This window comes from Myroides sp. DW712 (assembly GCF_046557355.1).
GTDB lineage: Bacteria > Bacteroidota > Bacteroidia > Flavobacteriales > Flavobacteriaceae > Flavobacterium.
In genome coordinates this window covers 1-17,701 of the sequence record NZ_JBKFDO010000020.1, presented here as the reverse complement: position 1 = coordinate 17,701, position 17,701 = coordinate 1, and the positions used below count along the sequence as shown (strand labels likewise).

Sequence of the window (17,701 nt, the reverse complement as noted above, 5' to 3'; positions counted from 1 at the left end):
TTTTTTAAAAAACATCATGTTTTTGTTTTATTTTTGTCAACAATATCCCCTAAAAACGGGCTATTTTTGCATAACTCACTATTTTACAACCCCTTATTTTATGGAAAAAATAATTATTTTAGGTTATATGGGCGCAGGAAAATCAACAATTGCTCAACAATTAGCAGAAGAACTCCGACTTCCGTCCTATGATCTAGACCATGAAATTGAAAAACAGCAACAACAAAAAATTACCACAATTTTTGCTAAAAAAGGGGAGGTGTTCTTTCGAAAAATGGAATACCAGGTTTTACAACAACTTTTACAGCAAGAAGAACGCGCTATTATTAGCTTAGGAGGAGGAACTCCCTGTTATGCCAACAATCACCTCGTTTTGCAACAAGAGGGCATAGAATCCTTTTATTTAAAGGCATCTATACAAACGCTCACCCAACGCCTTGAAAAAGAAAAAGAGCATCGTCCTATATTGCAAACCAACACAGAAGATACTCTTGAAACTTTTATAGCAAAACACTTGTTTGATCGCAGCTATTTTTACCATCAGGCCAAACACATCGTGACTGTAGATAATAAAACGGTGGACCAAATTGTACAAGAAATTACAACAATCCTCAACAATTAGCTTAGATACGCATACTCATCTTCCGCCGTAAACACCACCTGAATGTGCTCCAACAAAGAAGTAGATAAAGACAACCCTTTATAATCGGCTTTAATGGGATAGGTTTTGTGATTTCTATCAATTAAAACAGCCGTTTTCATCTTCTTTACGGGTACATCTAAAAAGTGTTTTACCCCATAAATCAGTGTAGCCCCAGAATTTAAAACATCATCCACTAATACAATCGCTTTTCCTGTATATTCTGCTGGAGTTAAAGACGTTCGAATAGGATTAATGGGATTCGCTTTATCAATTTCCACTTCACACAGCTTCACTTGAATATCCGCAATTTCTTCTAGTACGCTGGCAATTTTTTGAGCAAAGGTGAATCCACTATTGGCTACCCCAGCAATTACAATCTCTTGTTCTTCTGAAAAAGTTTCGTAAATCTGATAGGCAATACGCTTGGTTTTAAATCCAATTTGCTCTTTATTTAAAATGATTTTTTGTGCCATGTTTTTTCTTTAATATAATAAACAATTCTCGATCTTGTCTGGGTTTAATAGAATTATATGCGCGTTCCATTACTTCAATCGTAAAATAAGGTTCAAACAACGCCTTATATTCTGCTTTACTTCCTCCGAAAGGGGGTGTTGCTGTATCAAACACCGTATCAAACAACAAACCTACTAATTTTCCTTCAGGTCGAAGTAACTCGTGCATTTTTTGTACGTAGTCTTTTCTTTTATCTAGAGGTAGCGAACAAAAGAAGGTTTGCTCTATAATCAAGTCGTACGTCCCTTCGTGTGTAAAAAAATCTCCTACAATGACGTGATCTATTGACAAACTGGGTTCACTTTTAAGGGTCTCTTCAAAGGCCATTGTGGTAAAATCCAATCCTTTACTTTGGGAAAATCCCTGTTGAACCAAATAAACCAACTCATGTCCATGCCCAACACCAGGAACTAATACATATAACGTTTTATCCTTTACTTGATCGATATATGCCTTTAATGGAGTAGTAATTGCTTTCGAGTTCCAAAAATCCTCTTTTTTTGCATAGCGATCTTCCCAATAGTCCTTATTCCAAGTCATCGTCATAATCTTCGTGATCTAAATATCCATCAATATCTCGACGGTCTTTTTTTGTAGGTCTTCCTGTGCCCTTTGCACGGTAGTACTCTTTGGTTTGACGCAATAAATCTAAATGTTCAAAAGCCTCCGCTGGCGTCTCATCTTTTCGGTAAATATCCACTAATTTGGCCCCCACTCTACTTTGAGGGATGTCCAATACAGTCAATTTATACACAATTTGATCTCTTCTCAACGTAATTTTATCCGTTGGAAAAACTTCTCTCGAAGGCTTTACTGTTTGTCCATTTACTGTAATATGTCCCTTCTTACAAGCTTCGGTTGCTATGTTTCTCGTTTTATAATACCGTACACACCACAAATACTTGTCAATACGCATAATTAAATATTAAAATTATTCAATAATCAAGACAAAAATAAAGTAAAATTGTATCTTGCACTACTAAAATAATTCAAAAATAATGAATAGACTATTTTCTATTTTAGGCATCTTAACGATTGCTCTCACACTTACAAACTGTAATAAGAGCGATGATTCTGGAAGTTTACCCGTTGTGCCACTTAGAGATTCCAAAGAAGTTTATACGGAAAACATCTCTTCAATCGAAAAGTATTTGAAGAACAATTACATGATTGAGCGTGATGGTATTATTTCTTTTGACAGTATAACGAATCCAAACTACAAAAATCAACCTACTATTTTTGAAGATAGTCGTTTGAAATCTATTGTGATGAACAATGAAGATTATACCGCATTTTCACTACCAGATCCTTATGATCGTACGAAAAATATTTTCAAATATGCCAAATCTGCTGATACGGTTAAATATAAAATATACTATCTCGTACTAAATGAAGGAGCAGGAAACACCAGTTCGCCAATTGACTCTATTTTTGTAAAGCGAAACAATTTCACTTTAAAAAATGAAAAAGTAGCTTCCTTAAATCACCCGAATACGGGAGGGTTTTATTCCTTTCCTACTACGATTGCAGAATTAAGAGGAACAGCAACAGCTCCACTTCGTATGTATACAGGTGAGCGTCAAGTGCTGCGTTTTGTAAAAACGGCTTTAGAAGCGGGTATTAATCCTGATGGTACGATTTCGTTTGACGAATCTACTGCTGGGCGCATTATCGCGTTTATCCCTGCAGGGGTAGGTCAATTCAGTTCTGGTTATTCCACGTTAAAAGCATATCAACCTTATATTACAGACCTAACACTCGTTTCTGCTTTTGAAAGAGATCACGATTTAGATGGTATTCCTTCTAAATACGAAGTTAAACCAGAAAAAATAGGAACGGAATTAACTGTTCACGATTATTTTGAATTAGATACCAATAACAATGGAGTTCCAAACTTCCTAGATGTTGATGATGATGGTGATGGAGTTCCTACACGCATCGAATTACAATACAAAGACGCCAATGGCAAAATCAAACACTACAGCTATGATGCTCCTGAGTTAAAATCATGTTCAGGTACACCACGCTATCTAGATGCTGCCTGTAAACCATTTATGGTGGACGGCGAATGGGTTTGGCCTACGAAATAAATAGATATTTTCTATACCATACAAAAAAGCAGTTGAATTATCTTCAACTGCTTTTTTTATTGACAGCACCAAAAAAAGAGGGCATCCTTTCGGATACCCTCTTTGCAATCTATACTTGATTATCTTTTAAACTTTCTATTGATAACAGCTTCTGCTTTTTCTACAATATTACTTGCTTTAAGCCCATATTTCTCCATTAGCTCATCTGGGGTACCTGATTCTCCAAACGTATCTTGTACCGCAACAAATTCTTGTGGTAGAGGATTATTTTCTACTAAAACCCGAGCAACACTTTCGCCTAAACCTCCTAAGAAGTTGTGCTCTTCTGCCGTCACTACACATCCCGTTTTAGCTACAGAACGCAAAATTGCCTCCTCATCTAAGGGTTTAATGGTGTGAATATTGATCACTTCTGCACTAATTCCCTTTGCCTCTAACGTTTCCGCTGCCAATAAAGCTTCCCATACCAAATGTCCAGTTGCAATAATTGTTACATCTTTTCCTTCTTGTAAAAGAATAGCTTTCCCGATTTCAAACTTCTCATTTTCTGGCATAAAGTTAGGTACTACAGGACGTCCAAAACGCAAGTAAACAGGACCATCATAATCTGCGATTGCCAAAGTAGCCGCTTTGGTTTGATTGTAATCACACGTATTGATTACGGTCATCCCTGGCAACATTTTCATCAAACCGATATCTTCTAAAATTTGGTGAGTAGCTCCATCTTCACCTAAGGTTAATCCAGCATGTGAAGCACATATTTTTACATTCTTCTCTGAATACGCTACGGATTGACGAATTTGATCATATACGCGCCCTGTAGAGAAATTGGCAAACGTTCCTGTAAAAGGAATTTTTCCACCAATAGTCATCCCCGCTGCGATTCCAATCATATTCGCTTCTGCAATTCCCACTTGAAAGAAACGCGCTGGGTGATTCTTTTTGAAATCATCCATTTTCAACGATCCAATTAAGTCCGCACACAAAGCTACTACATTTTCATTCTTTTGTCCTAATTCTGTTAGTCCAGCTCCAAAACCTGAACGTGTATCTTTACTCCCTGTATTTGTATATTTTTTCATGATAATTCTAACGTCAACTTGATTAATAATCTCCCAATGAAGTTTCTGGATTTTGTTTCAAAGCTTCTTCCAACTGTGCATCGTTCGGTGCTTTTCCATGCCACGCATGAGTCCCCATCATGAAGTCCACTCCATTCCCCATTTCAGTATGCAACAATACACAAACTGGCTTTCCTTGTTTCGTTAAGGCTTTTGCTTGTTCGTATCCTTTTAAAATAGCCGCAATTGAGTTTCCTTCTTTGATTTCAATTACGGTCCAATCAAACGCTTCAAATTTCGCTTTCATCGACCCTAAATTCAATACAGCCTCCGTAGGTCCATCAATTTGTTTACCGTTTAAATCAACTGTCGCAATTAAGTTATCTACTTTATTTGCAGAAGCATACATGATTGCTTCCCAATTCTGACCTTCTTGAAGTTCACCATCTCCTAAAAGAACATAAACCAAGTGTTCATCCTTGTTTAACTTTTTCACTTGAGCCGCTCCAATTCCTACGGATAATCCTTGTCCTAAAGATCCTGAAGCCACGCGTACACCAGGTAAGTTATCATGCGTACAAGGATGTCCTTGTAAGCGTGTATTTAACTTTCTAAATGTAGCTAATTCTTGTACTGGGAAATATCCACTACGGGCTAATACACTGTAAAATACAGGAGAGATATGTCCATTCGACAAGAAGAAAAGATCTTCTCCTTCTCCATCCATTGTAAATGTTTCTTTGCGGGCCATAATCGACTGATACAAAGACACTAGGTATTCAGCACACCCTAATGAACCTCCTGGATGTCCAGAATTCACCGCATGTACCATTCTAAGAATATCTCTTCTTACTTGTGTAGTTAACTCCGTTAGTTGTTGTGTGTTCGGTTTCATTATTTCGACAATCTAAATTTATTACGCAACAAATATAAAACTTATTTACTGTACTCTCTCTTATAATCAAATGAATCTACCGCAACAAATCATCTTTTTACACCACTAGGCACGAAAGGATAAAAAGTTTGCAGTAAGTTTGTACTGCGTCTCTTAACACGACTAGTATGCTACAAACAAAGGACTTAACGATTGGGTATTTACAAGGAAAAAAACAGTTGATTCCCATCCAACACGCCATCAATTTTCAACTACACCCTCAAACTTTAACGTCTTTACTGGGGATTAATGGAATTGGAAAATCTACATTAATACGAACCTTAACAAGGCATCTACATCCTTTAGCGGGAACGATTACTTTAAACGGCCTGGAATTAAATTCTTATAGCAACAGTGCGTTGGCCAAAGCAATGAGTGTGGTTTTCACTGATACAATTCCCTCATCCTCATTAACAGTACTTGAAGTATTGCAAATTAGTCGTACTCCTTACCTCGATTGGAAATCCATGCGCACGGCAGAAGATACCTATTGGATTGACAAAGCTATTGATTTGACTTCTATTGCTACCTTAGTTCAATCGCCTCTCCTGCATTTAAGCGATGGACAATTGCAACGCGTGTGTATTGCACGAGCCTTAGCTCAAAACACACCGTTGATTGTCTTAGATGAACCTGCTAGTCACTTGGATTTAAACCACAAGGTAAAACTGTACCAATTACTCCAATACCTTACTCAAAAAGAGCAAAAAACCATTCTTTTTTCAAGTCATGATATTGAATTAGCCCTTCAATTTGCGGATGAAGCCCTTGTTTTACAAGAACATCATACGACGCAAAACACCATTGAAAACCTAATTTCCAATGGTGTCTTTGATCACTTTTTTCAAGATGATGTCCTTCAATTTGACAGACCGAGCAAGCGCTTTACTCTTTCCCTGTAGTACGGGTATGCCGTTTGTTCTTTGATACGTTTTCTATGGTCCATTTGATTTGTTCAACGAACGGTTCTTTTCGAAATGGACAGTCTTGTTTACTGCATATACTACAAGAAAATGTCTTGCAATCATCCATATGTACAAAAAGTTCTAAATCGTCTCCAAAGTGTTCACTGATATCCTTTTCAAGCAATTCCACTTCCTTGTGCCCTTCTACAATCGTAAAGTACCAAGGCACTGTCATATGACAGTCAAAATGCAAAACACTCCCATACTTGATGATGCGCATATTGTGTAAATCAATCCAATTCTCTTTGCGATTGAGTTCCAAATAATCCACTACCTCTTTTAATAAAGCTTCATCCGTTTCGTCCATAATTCCTGAAACGGCTCCACGGACAATTTTATATCCTGTCACAATAATAATAAAGGCAAAAATCAAAGCAACAGCACTATCCAACCAATGCAGATTGGTAAAGTAGAGCAACAACAACCCCAAGATAATACCTACCGTTGAATAGGTATCCGATTGCAGATGCTTCCCACTAGCAACTAAGGCTAAGGATTTATTGGTTTTCCCTTTCTTTATAGCATACCATCCCAAAATATAGTTGACTACTGCCGTTACTGCGACTAACAAAATACCATAATCCAATTGTCCAATAGGCTGTGGATTAACAATGTTTCGAACCCCTTCAAAAATAATAGCAATTCCTGCCATCACAATCAATCCTCCTTCAATGGTAGCGGAAATAAACTCCACCTTTCCATGGCCATAAGGGTGATTTCGATCACGAGGTTGTGCGGACAGATAAAGGCTATACAACCCTATAAATCCGCTAATTACATTGACTACACTTTCCAACGCATCGGTAAAAATAGCAACAGATCGGGTCATATACCAAGCCACTAGTTTAATTACAAACAGAAGGACTCCGACGATAGCTACTATTTTTTGAAATTGGTAATTCTCATGGGCTTTACTATGCATTCCCTTTGTATTTATATTGTTGTTACTTCTTTTACTTCTCCTACAGCTAATCCTTTTAGGGAAATATCTCCTATGCGAACACGCACCAAACGCAAGGTAGGAAATCCAACACTAGCGGTCATTTTACGCACTTGTCGAAACTTACCTTCTGTTAAAACAAGGCGAACCCAACTCGTTGGACCATGTCTTTCATCGCGTATTCTCCTGCCTACACCAATCCAATCAGGTAGATGAGTTAAAGCCTCTACCTCACATTCTTTGGTCCAGTATTTTTCTCCTTTTACTCCAATTTCCACTCCCTTACGCAACATTTCAATAGCTTCAGTCGTGATTTGACCATCGACTTGAGCATAGTATTCTTTCTCGTATTTCTCTCCACGCACTCGTTCACTCGTCATTCCATCAGTGGTCAAGAGTAGCAAACCTTCCGACTGTTCATCTAAGCGCCCGATAGCCATTGTACCTTCAGGAAAATCAAATAACTCTCCTAATTTGTGTTTGGCTCTCTTTTTCTCATAAATAAATTGGCTGATATACCCGTGCGGCTTGTATAGCAGAAAATGTCTGTGTTCCATTTGTATTGATTACTTTTCAAAAGTGTTGTCGTAAAACGAATTAATCGCATCGATATATCCTTCTCCGTGATAGGTATTTGTCATCGCTTGAAAACCTTGTAAATGTCCTCCTTTAAACATCACTACTTGACTTTTTGGATTTAAAGGTTTAACGCGATTACTATCGTGTACTGTTGTCAATCCATCACGGTCTCCTGCAAAAAACAGCACTGGAATGGATAAACGCGTCAAGGCTTTATCATAATCTCGAGCGGGTTCAGGTAGTTTGGTTTCTTTTTGTAAGAATTCATCCAATCGCTTGGCAATCGTTTTGGGACTTACTACAAAACCATCGGCAAGTAAGTAATCATACGGTTCAACATCATACGTCAACACGGCGGAAATCGTCCCCATAGAGAAAGCCCAAACGCCAATTTTAGTTGAAAACTTTGTTTTAGCATAGGATACAACAGCCTGTAGATCGGTAGCAAATTCATCGTAATACAATTGATCTTCATCTAGAGGAAACACTTGGCTCTCACCAAATCCGCGATAATCAAATAGTACAACATTATAGCCTTGGTTGACAACTTCTATCGCTTGTCTCAACCAATAGGACATATTTCCCGCATCTCCATAAGCCAAAACCAAGGTTCTATTGCGTTTATTTTCCTCCTTGGCATACAAAATCCACGACTTTAACGCATAGTTATCCGACGTTTCAATATACACCTCTTCATATTTAAAATTTGAATTTGCAGGTGTATCTACATATTCCTTGATGGGAGTAATAGCCCCCACTAGATTCACAATGAACAAAGTAAATAAACAAAGTAAATGCTTCATTTGCGATGATATTTTAAATAAAAATCAAAGATACAACAATACTTGCTTTCAAATAATTGCAAGCTTTCAAAAAAACAGTATACTAATGATATTCTAATATTCTTGGTGTTCTCTTCTTAGATGCAGGAGAAAAAGCTGGGACATTGTAAGGCATTCCGCTAATAAATTCATACTTTTGTTAGATATAAAATTTAATACTATGCAGCATATTATTGATCGTTTCATCAGTTATGTAACTGTTGATACTGAGTCTGATCCTTCTTCTCAAACTTGTCCAAGTACTGAAAAGCAATGGGATTTAGCAAACAAATTAGTTGAAGAACTAAAACAAATTGGTCTAGAAGACGTAACAATAGATGAAAACGCATATGTGATGGCTACTTTGCCAAGCAATGTAGAGCACGAAGTACCAACAATTGGTTTTATTGCTCACTTTGACACTTCACCCGATTTTTCTGGCGCTAACGTAAAACCACAACTTGTGCCGAATTACGATGGAGGAGACATCGTTTTAAACAAAGAGCAAAACATTATTTTATCGCCCTCTTACTTTAAAGATCTATTACAATATAAAGGACAAACCTTAATCACCACTGACGGAACTACGTTGTTAGGCGCTGATGATAAAGCGGGTATTACGGAAATTGTTTCGGCTATGGAATACTTGGTACAACATCCAGAAATTAAACACGGGAAAATCAGAATTGGTTTTACACCAGATGAAGAAATCGGTCGTGGAGCGCATTTATTTGATGTAAAGAAATTTGGTGCTGAATGGGCCTATACCATGGATGGAAGTCAAATTGGAGAGTTAGAATACGAGAACTTCAACGCAGGATATGCTAAGTTGACGTTCGCTGGAAAAAGTGTTCACCCAGGCTATGCAAAAGGAAAGATGATTAACTCTATTCTTTTGGCTAATAAATTCATCAATAAATTACCTAAAGATGAAGTACCACAAAAAACAACTGGATACGAAGGGTTTTTCCATGTACACACGGTAAGTGGAAGTATTGAAGAATCAGTTGTAGAGTTGATTATTCGCGATCACAACTTAAAAAAATACGAACAAAGAAAAGTATTCGTGGAGAAGTTAGCGAAGAAATTCAACAAAAAGCACCACAAAAAATTTGGAGGTCCTATTGTGTCTTGTGAAATTGGCGATCAATACTTCAACATGAAACAAAAAGTTGAACCAGTAATGCATATCGTTGATACGGCAGAACAAGCGATGAAAGATTTAGGGATTAAACCCTTAATCAAAGCAATTCGCGGAGGAACTGATGGATCACAACTATCGTATATGGGATTACCATGTCCGAATATTTTTGCTGGAGGACACAACTTCCACGGAAAATACGAATATGTACCAGTTGAAAGCATGGTTAAAGCCACAGAAGTAATCGTTAAGATTGCAGAGCTTACTGCTCAAAATGCAGCAAAATAAAACGAGTTATTCAGATAAAAAAAAGGAGGTTCAATGAATCTCCTTTTTGTTTTTATTTTGTTCTCACTCCTGTATCCGCACCAATCAAATGTTTCTTTAATTCATTCTCTTGTTCGAGTAATTCAACTTCCACCGCTCTGCGTTTTACTTTACCTTCTTCCTGAATACGAACTATTTCGCCTATTGTACTAATAATATCCGTATTAACTTTACGGATCGTCTCAATATCTACAATTCCTCTTTCCGTTTCTTTGGCAATTCGAAGCGTAGAATCCTTAAGCATTTCACTATTTTTAGTCAATAACGTATTTGTCGCATCCGTTACGGCTTGTTGCGCATTCAACGCTTGTTGAGATCGAGCAATACCCAAAGTCAAAATCATTTGATTCTTCCACAAAGGAATGGTATTGACAATACTCGATTGTAATTTCTCCATCAACATCAAGCTATTATTCTGTACCACTCGAATTTGAGGAGAAGACTGTAAGATAATCATCCGTGTCAATTTCAGGTCGTGTACTTTGCGATCAAATCGAACCACTTGCTGTTCTAAATCCTTATAGGCCTGAATTTTTGCAGGATCTTGTTCCTGTTCCACTTCGGCTTTTAAACGCGGTAATTCAATCGTATTTAATTCGTGTAACTTTTCATCTCCTGCAGCAATGTATAAAGATAATTCTTGAAAATAATTCTTATTCTCATCGAATAGCTTATCAAACATAGCCACATCTTTCATCATTAACTTATAATGACGTTCCAGCTGAAGTTCAATCTGATTAATATTGGTCTCTACTTTGCTGTATTGTGCTTGTAATCGGCTAATTTTCTTCTTTAAGGAATCTAAAAAAGGAAAAAAGCTCTTCTTGTTGGCAATTCCTTCAAATGACTTAACATCTTCTTTCAAAGATACTAAAAGCCCCGAAGTTTCTCCTAAGTCCCTTGTTTGCACTTGTTTTAAAATCTCTGTAGCAAATGTACTGGCTTTTAATTGGCTACTAGAGCCATATTGAATCACTTGCGTCGTATTACGTAAATCAATACCTTTTTTGTAATTTTCAATTTTAGCGACTTCTTCTGGTGTAAATTCGACTTTAACTTCTGTTGCTAAATTTTCAGCGCGCATTTGTTGAATATCTTTTTCCATAGTCTATGTCTAGCGTATCCTAGTTTTATAAGCGTTAACGAATATCATTTATTTCTATTTTTAACTTTTGTTTTCTCTTTTTCAAACAAAACCCAATGAGTCAAAGTTTTTTAGAGTAAACCTTCATTGCGTAAAGAGGTCAAATAAATATCAGCTTCTACTTCCGCTGCGCGATTCTGATGTCTTAATTCAACCAATATCTCTTGCCGAATGGCACTTAACGCAATATCCAATGTCTGTCTTAATTTTTCTTTAACGCGATGAATGGAATTCCCTTCTAATTTACTTAATTCAACTTGGTGAAATTGTCGTAATAAACTAGTTAAAGAAAAAACATGTCGTTCAATAAACAACTCAGTTTGTCCTTGTTTAAGGCTATTTACCTTAGTCATTAAAGCTATTAAATCAATAATCTGCGTAGAAACTTTTTCATCTAAAATAGCCTCATCCCAACGTTTTAACTCCTCCACAAAACTAGGTATTGTTTTTACCTCTCGAATTTGTTTATTTCTTACAAGGGCAAGATAATCATATTCTTCCCAATCTAATTCCATAAACTCTTTTAAGTGCTCGCGTTCCAAGAACTCTCTAGCATTTGCACTTAATAAAATTACAGCATAAAAAAGAAAACTTCCAAACAAAAGCATACTTACAATCATATGTAATGTATCATTAATAGTGAATGAAGTCTTAATTGTGATCCATATCACAATAACATTCAATACATTAAGGACAAACAAAACACCTACCCCCCACAATCCACGCATCATTTTGGTCATTTTCGCTTGTTTTCCCATATACCAAATACCAAAGACGAGGAAAATAGGAAACAATAAACACCCTAAGAGCACACTTCCTTTTCGTATTTCCCATAGTACAGATTTTTCTGTTAGCCATCCCATTATATTAACCCTTTAGATTGGACGTAATTTCTATAAAAATCCGCTTCACTAGTCATCGACATGATTTCTTCATCGAACAGCGCTAGCAATTCATTTTCAAATGCTTTTCTAGACAACCCGATGACTTCCCGTAGTTTTATTTTCAGCTGTTCCGTTTCTGGATCAACTAAAGGCAAATCTTGTAATTCAATATACTGTTTTACTATACTTTCTAAAGCAGAAGAATGTTTAAGAAAAAAGAGTCCACTTCTTTCCTTTTCTTTTTCTACAATTAAACTAGCCAGATGTTCCATTTTTTTTATATTATCCTGCATAGTGGAATCCGTTATTTTCGCTCGAAATCCAGCTAACATAGCCAAAAAAAGCTCTTTTTCATCTGGTTCCTGCGCTTGTAATTTTCGTATACTATCTTTCACTTCACGATAACTATAGGACACATCTGCTTCTAACTTCATGTATTTTTTCAAATCTAATCGCTCCAAATACTCTCGAATATAAAAGGACAAAAACACAACAAAAACATAAGCTCCACCCGCCATGATAAGAAATGTTTTTACAAAAACATCTCCTCCCTGTGAAGTAAATCCATATAAAATAACAAGAGAAACAAGTGTATGAATAGCTAATACAACCAAGGACTTTATCACCCAGGAAAAGTAAGACACCTGGTATCCAACAAACAAAATGACTAAAGGCGCAAATAGACCGTAAGTCAAAAGTGAACAAACCACCAATACAGAGAATAAAGAAAATGTATGAGACAATTCCCACAATCGACTTCTATCAGTATATCTTCCCATATAACATTAATTTCCTGTGAATAAAAAAAGAGAAATCCACTTTATTTCCGACAAACATTATTAATTATAGTTAAAATAACGACTTATCAAATATAATTTAATTCATTTAATAACATAATAAAACGAATAACTTTATTTATGCCTAATTGGTTTTCCTTTTCAATCTTTTCCACTAGAGAACCATCTACTTTCTTTTTTAATGGTTTATTCTTGGCTGTTCTTTACATAGGAGGAGCGCAACATTGCCATGACAATCTTATCGTGATAAGCACCATCGCGATAACAGGCTTCTCTCAGTACACCTTCAACGGTGAATCCTGCTCTTTCATATGCTTTTACTCCACCATAATTTAGTTCAGAAACCGTAAGCATAATGCGATTCAACTGCAATACATCAAATCCATATGCAACTACTTCTTCTGTTACTTTTGTTCCAACTCCTTTTCCCCACTGGGACTTATCTCCAATAAAAATAAAGTACTCTCCGCTGTGATTAAGCTTCGATAGACCACTTAGACCAGCATAGCCTATTAACTGCCCTGTTGTTTTTAAAAACACGCCGATATTGTAGACATTCTGTTCGACAAACAAACTTTCATACCAGGTATCTATTTGCTCTTTTGAGGTTAAGCGCTGAAAAAGACTCAACGAATATTTAATCGCTTCTTCATCGTTCAACCACATATAAAAATGCCTTACATCTTCTTTTGACAAAGGTTTTAATTCTATCATACTTGTTACTGTTGTATTTATATTGTATCGAATCGTCAAAGATATAGCTCATTCGCAAAAAAAGGATACTTTCTTCATTTATCTAAATAAAAAAAAGCCCCAACACAATGTGTTAGGGCTTTTAAGCTTATATAGCGAAAGGATTAGTTTCCTTTTTCCATTCTTTCTTTCAACTCAGCAAGAGCATCGATATCTCCTAAAGTTGTTTTTTCACTAGTATTTGCTGAAGTTTCAGCTGTTTTCACATTCTTCTCTTCTTCTTCGCGGAAGATAGCAGTATGTGAAGCTACAACTCTTTTGAATTCTTTATTGAACTCAATGATTTTGAACTCAGCTGCATCACCTTTTTTCAATTTCTTACCGTCTTCTTTTTCTAAGTGACGAGTTGGAATGAAAGCTACAACGTCTTCTTCGAATACTACAGTAGCTCCTTTGTCAACTAATTCAGAAATTTCACCATTGTGAACTGTACCTACTGCATAAGCATCTTCGTATTTATCCCATGGGTTAGCAGTTGTTTGTTTGTGTCCTAAAGATAATTTACGTCCTTCAACGTCTAACTCTAACACTACAACATCCAATTTATCCCCTACGTTTACAAACTCTGATGGGTGTTTGATTTTTTTCGTCCAAGATAAGTCAGAGATGTAGATTAATCCATCAATTCCTTCCTCTAATTCAACGAATACACCAAAGTTAGTAAAGTTACGAACGATACCTGAATGCTTAGATCCAACTGGATATTTAGATGTAATATCTGTCCAAGGATCTTGTGATAATTGTTTAATACCTAAAGACATTTTTCTTTCTTCTCTATCAAGAGTTAAGATAACTGCCTCTACTTCATCCCCAACTTTTACGAAATCTTGCGCTGAACGTAAGTGTGTAGACCAAGACATTTCAGAAACGTGGATTAAACCTTCAACACCTTCAGCAACTTCGATGAAAGCACCATAGTCAGCTAAAACAACTACCTTTCCTTTTACTTTATCTCCAACACTTAAGTTAGCATCTAAAGCATCCCAAGGGTGAGCGTAAAGTTGTTTTAAACCTAATTGAATTCTTGTTTTTTCGTCATCGAAATCTAAAATTACAACATTTAATTTTTGATCTAACTCTAACACCTCACTTGGGTGATTGATTCTTGACCAAGATAAATCTGTAATATGGATTAATCCGTCAACACCTCCTAAGTCAATGAATACTCCGTAAGAAGTAATGTTTTTAACAACACCTTCTAACACTTGACCTTTTTGTAATTGACCGATAATTTCTTTTTTCTGAACTTCGATATCTGCTTCGATAAGCGCTTTGTGAGATACAACAACGTTTTTGAATTCGTGGTTAATTTTAACTACTTTGAATTCCATTGTTTTGTTTACATACTGATCGTAATCACGAATAGGCTTAACATCGATTTGAGAACCTGGTAAGAATGCTTCGATTCCGAATACGTCAACGATCATACCTCCTTTAGTTCTACATTTCACGAAACCATTAACGATTTCTCCAGACTCATGTGCAGCAATAACTCTATCCCAAGCTTTGATTGTACGAGCTTTTCTGTGAGATAAAACTAATTGTCCGTATTTATCTTCTCTAACGTCGATTAATACTTCAACTTTGTCTCCTACTTTTAAGTTTGGATTGTAACGGAATTCGTTTAATGAAATAACACCCTCAGACTTAGCATTGATATCTACAATTGCGTCTCTGTCAGTGATTCTTACAACAACTCCCTCAACTACTTCCTCGTCATCTGTAGAAATAAAAGTTTTGTCTACTAAGCTTTCAAACTCTTTTAATTGTGCTTCATCAACCGCATCGATACCATTTTCATAGTTATCCCAATTAAAATCAGTTAAAAATTCTTCCTGTGTTTTGATGTTTTCAGACATATGCTGATAAAAAATTTGTATTCTGTATTATTTTGTTTCGTTACTCAGCAATAAAGAACAGAAGTGGTTTTACATATATAATGTTTTGACTCTTAGGGAAACTACGCTGATCTAAAAGCTGTGCAAAAGTACGATATTTTTTAATTGTAAAAAAAATATTTCTATGTTTTTTATAATCAAATAACTCGCCTTGAAAGTTTTACAAAAAAAAAGCTAGCGAATCGCTCCGCTAGCCTAATCAATTTTATAATAATGAAAAAAGAATTAATTACTCATATTTAATTGTTCTTCGTCTGGTGTGGATATTGCGCGCTTTTTAGAAAACGCACGTTTAAAGATTTTACTATCCTTGTAAAGATCCCAATTCATTAATCCAACACTTGCCAAAACAACAACTAATCCACCAATTTGAAGACTGGTGATAATATCATCGGTAAAGAAATAGCTCAACGCTACCGCCACTACCGGATTAACATATGCATACGTACTAACCTCTGTAACAGGTCTATTTTGAATCAACCAAATGTAAGACCCAAAGGCTAAAATCGATCCAAACGTAATTAAATACGCCAAAGAAAACCAGCCTGATGCAGAAATTTCATAGATATCAAATTGTGCATACTCGCCATTCAATAAAGCAACAATTGTGAACAACACTCCTGCAGTAATCATTTGCCAAGATGTTTTAACCATCACGTGTAAATCCTCTCCTTTGTCTTCATTTTTTGCTTTTGAATATTTGGAATATAACGATCCTACAGTCCAGGCGATTGATCCTAGAATCAATAAAACCATACAAAATATATTCAATAGTCGTTGACTCTCATCTCCCGCAATAGTAATCTGTTCTGCAAACAACATAATTACACCAACAAAACCAAGAATTAACCCTACTATAATAGGCAAACTTGAGAAATTTTGTTTCCATTGTGGTTTGTCTAAAATAATAAACCACAAGGCCGCTGCTGCTGCCATAATCGCGGCAATACCGCTAGACACGTGTTGTTCAGCCCAGATTAAAGCCCCCATATCAATAAAGAGCAATAAAAACCCCGTGATACAAGCTTGTTTTACTACCTGTTTATTAAAAATCTTGTAGCCACGCATTTTACAATAAGTCAATAAAATCATGCTGGCTGCAAAAAAACGCAAAGAACCTAAAACAAAGGGCGTAAAATCACTCAATGCTTTATGAATGAAAAAGAAAGTAGATCCCCATACAAAGTACACTACTAAATAGGCACCAAGTACTACTTTATTATTCGCTTGATTTGTAGCTACTGCTTTCATAACTATTCTAATGTATCTGGAATTATTAATTTATTATCTTCTTTTACTGTTTGTAAGACGATGATTGTTCTTGTTGAAATAATTCCATCTATTTTAGATAAAGAATTACGCATTAAATGAACAAGGGCAATCGAATCGGATGTTCTCACCTTTACAATATAACCATCATCCCCGGCTATATCGTGTACTTCTAGAACTTCTGGAATCTCAGCAAGAGCTTTTCCTGTATTTTCATCTCCAATGATTTCATCTACTTTAATAAAGATAAAAGAAAGCATCTTTTGATTAATCGCATTGGGATTCACTCGGGCATGATAAGCAACAATTGCATCCTTATGTTCGAGTTTCTTCACACGTTCTAATACAGCTGAAGGTGCCATACCAAGCTCACGAGCTAATTCAGAATTATTGATTCGAGCATTGTCTTGCATCATACGCAAGATCTTCAAATCAATTTCATCCAACTTATATTCCATTGTTTTCTAGTTTTACACGGCAAAGATAATACAAAAGAATAATATACGGAAATATTTAAAGTTTAATGAATATTATTCGGTAGTTAAATATTTGTAAACAAAAAAATTCTGGACTAAAATCAAATATTGAGGATTACTCAATAAAAAAAGATAAAAAAAACATATTTGATAATTATGTTTAATGAGTAGTAAAAAGTGAGTAGCGTGCTGACTTTTGTTGTTTGGCTTTCGGCTTTTGTACTTCGTTCGGTTTGTTGTTTGTGAGGATTGGGTGATATTGGGTGAGGATTAGGTGAGGTTAGGTGAGGAAAACACTCATCTCCCATTTCCCTTCTCTAGCGTAAACCGTTCACTGTCAACTGTAAACAAAAAAAGCCTGACTACTTGCGTAATCAGGCTTTTAAAAGAAGGGCGACGACATACTCTCCCACCATGTGGCAGTACCATCTGCGCTAGCGGGCTTAACTTCTCTGTTCGAAATGGG

General features: G+C 36.1%; 19 protein-coding genes. 4 read left to right on the top strand and 15 right to left on the bottom strand.

What is annotated here, in order from left to right:
- The first annotated feature begins 100 nt into the window (after positions 1–100).
- Positions 101–622 carry a shikimate kinase gene (locus ACLJX0_RS13515; protein ID WP_410881106.1) on the top strand — a complete coding sequence of 174 codons (522 nt, stop codon included), beginning with the start codon at positions 101–103 and terminating at the stop codon, positions 620–622.
- Here ACLJX0_RS13515 and ACLJX0_RS13510 read toward each other — a convergent pair.
- From ACLJX0_RS13510 to ACLJX0_RS13500, 3 genes are read right to left on the bottom strand one after another with little or no spacing between them, the layout of a single operon-like run.
- A complete protein-coding gene (locus tag ACLJX0_RS13510) occupies positions 619–1,116 on the bottom strand; it encodes a phosphoribosyltransferase family protein (RefSeq protein WP_410881105.1) in 498 nt (165 codons plus the stop codon). The two genes, ACLJX0_RS13515 and ACLJX0_RS13510, sit on opposite strands and share 4 nt — an antisense overlap.
- Positions 1,091–1,696, bottom strand: a complete 606-nt coding sequence (locus tag ACLJX0_RS13505; RefSeq protein WP_410881104.1) for a methyltransferase domain-containing protein — start codon at positions 1,694–1,696, stop codon at positions 1,091–1,093. Before ACLJX0_RS13505 ends, ACLJX0_RS13510 begins: the two co-directional genes overlap by 26 nt.
- Positions 1,683–2,072 carry an RNA-binding S4 domain-containing protein gene (locus ACLJX0_RS13500; RefSeq protein WP_410881103.1) on the bottom strand — a complete coding sequence of 130 codons (390 nt, stop codon included), beginning with the start codon at positions 2,070–2,072 and terminating at the stop codon, positions 1,683–1,685. Before ACLJX0_RS13500 ends, ACLJX0_RS13505 begins: the two co-directional genes overlap by 14 nt.
- Positions 2,073–2,154: 82 nt before the next feature.
- On the opposite strand from ACLJX0_RS13500, the gene ACLJX0_RS13495 reads away from it, so the two are divergent.
- The gene (locus ACLJX0_RS13495; protein ID WP_410881102.1) at positions 2,155–3,246 is read left to right on the top strand and encodes a hypothetical protein; all 1,092 of its coding nucleotides are present in this window, start codon (positions 2,155–2,157) and stop codon (positions 3,244–3,246) included.
- A 119-nt stretch (positions 3,247–3,365) separates the two neighbouring features.
- Here the strand turns inward: ACLJX0_RS13495 and ACLJX0_RS13490 are convergent, their stop codons facing one another.
- Together ACLJX0_RS13490 and ACLJX0_RS13485 are read right to left on the bottom strand one after the other, a co-directional pair.
- On the bottom strand, positions 3,366–4,328 hold the full coding sequence (locus ACLJX0_RS13490; protein WP_410881101.1) for a transketolase family protein: 963 nt from the start codon (positions 4,326–4,328) through the stop codon (positions 3,366–3,368).
- 22 nt (positions 4,329–4,350) lie between these two features.
- The gene (locus tag ACLJX0_RS13485; RefSeq protein WP_410881100.1) at positions 4,351–5,202 is read right to left on the bottom strand and encodes a transketolase; all 852 of its coding nucleotides are present in this window, start codon (positions 5,200–5,202) and stop codon (positions 4,351–4,353) included.
- 167 nt (positions 5,203–5,369) lie between these two features.
- Here ACLJX0_RS13485 and ACLJX0_RS13480 point away from each other — a divergent pair, with 167 nt between their 5' ends.
- On the top strand, positions 5,370–6,143 hold the full coding sequence (locus ACLJX0_RS13480) for an ABC transporter ATP-binding protein (RefSeq protein ID WP_410881099.1): 774 nt from the start codon (positions 5,370–5,372) through the stop codon (positions 6,141–6,143).
- Here ACLJX0_RS13480 and ACLJX0_RS13475 read toward each other — a convergent pair.
- Genes ACLJX0_RS13475 through ACLJX0_RS13465 form a run of 3 tightly spaced genes read right to left on the bottom strand, consistent with a single transcriptional unit; the run spans position 6,127 to position 8,528 of the window.
- Positions 6,127–7,128, bottom strand: coding sequence for a cation diffusion facilitator family transporter (locus ACLJX0_RS13475; protein WP_410881098.1), 1,002 nt, complete (start codon positions 7,126–7,128; stop codon positions 6,127–6,129). The two genes, ACLJX0_RS13480 and ACLJX0_RS13475, sit on opposite strands and share 17 nt — an antisense overlap.
- An 11-nt stretch (positions 7,129–7,139) precedes the next feature.
- Entirely contained in the window at positions 7,140–7,703 is a 564-nt protein-coding gene (locus ACLJX0_RS13470; RefSeq protein WP_410881097.1) for a pseudouridine synthase, read from the bottom strand.
- 9 nt (positions 7,704–7,712) lie between these two features.
- Positions 7,713–8,528 carry an alpha/beta hydrolase gene (locus tag ACLJX0_RS13465; RefSeq protein WP_410881096.1) on the bottom strand — a complete coding sequence of 272 codons (816 nt, stop codon included), beginning with the start codon at positions 8,526–8,528 and terminating at the stop codon, positions 7,713–7,715.
- 199 nt (positions 8,529–8,727) lie between these two features.
- Between ACLJX0_RS13465 and pepT the strand changes: the two genes are divergently transcribed.
- Entirely contained in the window at positions 8,728–9,975 is a 1,248-nt protein-coding gene (pepT, locus tag ACLJX0_RS13460) for a peptidase T (RefSeq protein ID WP_410881095.1), read from the top strand.
- Between the two features lie 52 nt (positions 9,976–10,027).
- Here the strand turns inward: pepT and ACLJX0_RS13455 are convergent, their stop codons facing one another.
- The 7 genes from ACLJX0_RS13455 to ACLJX0_RS13425 form a co-directional block, all read right to left on the bottom strand.
- Entirely contained in the window at positions 10,028–11,119 is a 1,092-nt protein-coding gene (locus tag ACLJX0_RS13455) for a toxic anion resistance protein (protein ID WP_410881094.1), read from the bottom strand.
- Positions 11,120–11,229: 110 nt separating this feature from the next.
- Positions 11,230–12,021: a hypothetical protein gene (locus ACLJX0_RS13450; RefSeq protein WP_410881093.1), complete on the bottom strand. Its 792-nt coding sequence runs from the start codon at positions 12,019–12,021 to the stop codon at positions 11,230–11,232.
- The gene (locus ACLJX0_RS13445) at positions 12,021–12,821 is read right to left on the bottom strand and encodes a hypothetical protein (RefSeq protein WP_410881092.1); all 801 of its coding nucleotides are present in this window, start codon (positions 12,819–12,821) and stop codon (positions 12,021–12,023) included. The genes ACLJX0_RS13450 and ACLJX0_RS13445 overlap by 1 nt, the downstream gene beginning before the upstream one ends.
- Before the next feature lie 204 nt (positions 12,822–13,025).
- Complete coding sequence (locus ACLJX0_RS13440; RefSeq protein ID WP_410881091.1) at positions 13,026–13,553, bottom strand: GNAT family N-acetyltransferase; 528 nt, start codon at positions 13,551–13,553, stop codon at positions 13,026–13,028.
- Between the two features lie 143 nt (positions 13,554–13,696).
- Positions 13,697–15,451, bottom strand: a complete 1,755-nt coding sequence (gene rpsA, locus ACLJX0_RS13435; protein ID WP_410881090.1) for a 30S ribosomal protein S1 — start codon at positions 15,449–15,451, stop codon at positions 13,697–13,699.
- A gap of 264 nt (positions 15,452–15,715) precedes the next feature.
- Positions 15,716–16,741, bottom strand: a complete 1,026-nt coding sequence (locus ACLJX0_RS13430; RefSeq protein ID WP_410881089.1) for an EamA family transporter — start codon at positions 16,739–16,741, stop codon at positions 15,716–15,718.
- Positions 16,742–16,743: 2 nt separating this feature from the next.
- On the bottom strand, positions 16,744–17,217 hold the full coding sequence (locus tag ACLJX0_RS13425) for an Lrp/AsnC family transcriptional regulator (RefSeq protein ID WP_410881088.1): 474 nt from the start codon (positions 17,215–17,217) through the stop codon (positions 16,744–16,746).
- Positions 17,218–17,701: the final 484 nt, after the last annotated feature.

Coding starts and splice junctions, on each gene's coding strand:
- ACLJX0_RS13450 (WP_410881093.1), bottom strand. CDS start 12,021: ATGGGATGGCTAACAGAAAAATCTGTACTATGGGAAATACGAAAAGGA.
- ACLJX0_RS13490 (WP_410881101.1), bottom strand. CDS start 4,328: ATGAAAAAATATACAAATACAGGGAGTAAAGATACACGTTCAGGTTTT.
- ACLJX0_RS13430 (WP_410881089.1), bottom strand. CDS start 16,741: ATGAAAGCAGTAGCTACAAATCAAGCGAATAATAAAGTAGTACTTGGT.
- ACLJX0_RS13475 (WP_410881098.1), bottom strand. CDS start 7,128: ATGCATAGTAAAGCCCATGAGAATTACCAATTTCAAAAAATAGTAGCT.
- ACLJX0_RS13425 (WP_410881088.1), bottom strand. CDS start 17,217: ATGGAATATAAGTTGGATGAAATTGATTTGAAGATCTTGCGTATGATG.
- ACLJX0_RS13455 (WP_410881094.1), bottom strand. CDS start 11,119: ATGGAAAAAGATATTCAACAAATGCGCGCTGAAAATTTAGCAACAGAA.
- ACLJX0_RS13470 (WP_410881097.1), bottom strand. CDS start 7,703: ATGGAACACAGACATTTTCTGCTATACAAGCCGCACGGGTATATCAGC.
- rpsA (WP_410881090.1), bottom strand. CDS start 15,451: ATGTCTGAAAACATCAAAACACAGGAAGAATTTTTAACTGATTTTAAT.
- ACLJX0_RS13445 (WP_410881092.1), bottom strand. CDS start 12,821: ATGGGAAGATATACTGATAGAAGTCGATTGTGGGAATTGTCTCATACA.
- ACLJX0_RS13440 (WP_410881091.1), bottom strand. CDS start 13,553: ATGATAGAATTAAAACCTTTGTCAAAAGAAGATGTAAGGCATTTTTAT.
- ACLJX0_RS13485 (WP_410881100.1), bottom strand. CDS start 5,202: ATGAAACCGAACACACAACAACTAACGGAGTTAACTACACAAGTAAGA.
- ACLJX0_RS13510 (WP_410881105.1), bottom strand. CDS start 1,116: ATGGCACAAAAAATCATTTTAAATAAAGAGCAAATTGGATTTAAAACC.
- ACLJX0_RS13465 (WP_410881096.1), bottom strand. CDS start 8,528: ATGAAGCATTTACTTTGTTTATTTACTTTGTTCATTGTGAATCTAGTG.
- ACLJX0_RS13480 (WP_410881099.1), top strand. CDS start 5,370: ATGCTACAAACAAAGGACTTAACGATTGGGTATTTACAAGGAAAAAAA.
- ACLJX0_RS13500 (WP_410881103.1), bottom strand. CDS start 2,072: ATGCGTATTGACAAGTATTTGTGGTGTGTACGGTATTATAAAACGAGA.
- pepT (WP_410881095.1), top strand. CDS start 8,728: ATGCAGCATATTATTGATCGTTTCATCAGTTATGTAACTGTTGATACT.
- ACLJX0_RS13515 (WP_410881106.1), top strand. CDS start 101: ATGGAAAAAATAATTATTTTAGGTTATATGGGCGCAGGAAAATCAACA.
- ACLJX0_RS13495 (WP_410881102.1), top strand. CDS start 2,155: ATGAATAGACTATTTTCTATTTTAGGCATCTTAACGATTGCTCTCACA.
- ACLJX0_RS13505 (WP_410881104.1), bottom strand. CDS start 1,696: ATGACTTGGAATAAGGACTATTGGGAAGATCGCTATGCAAAAAAAGAG.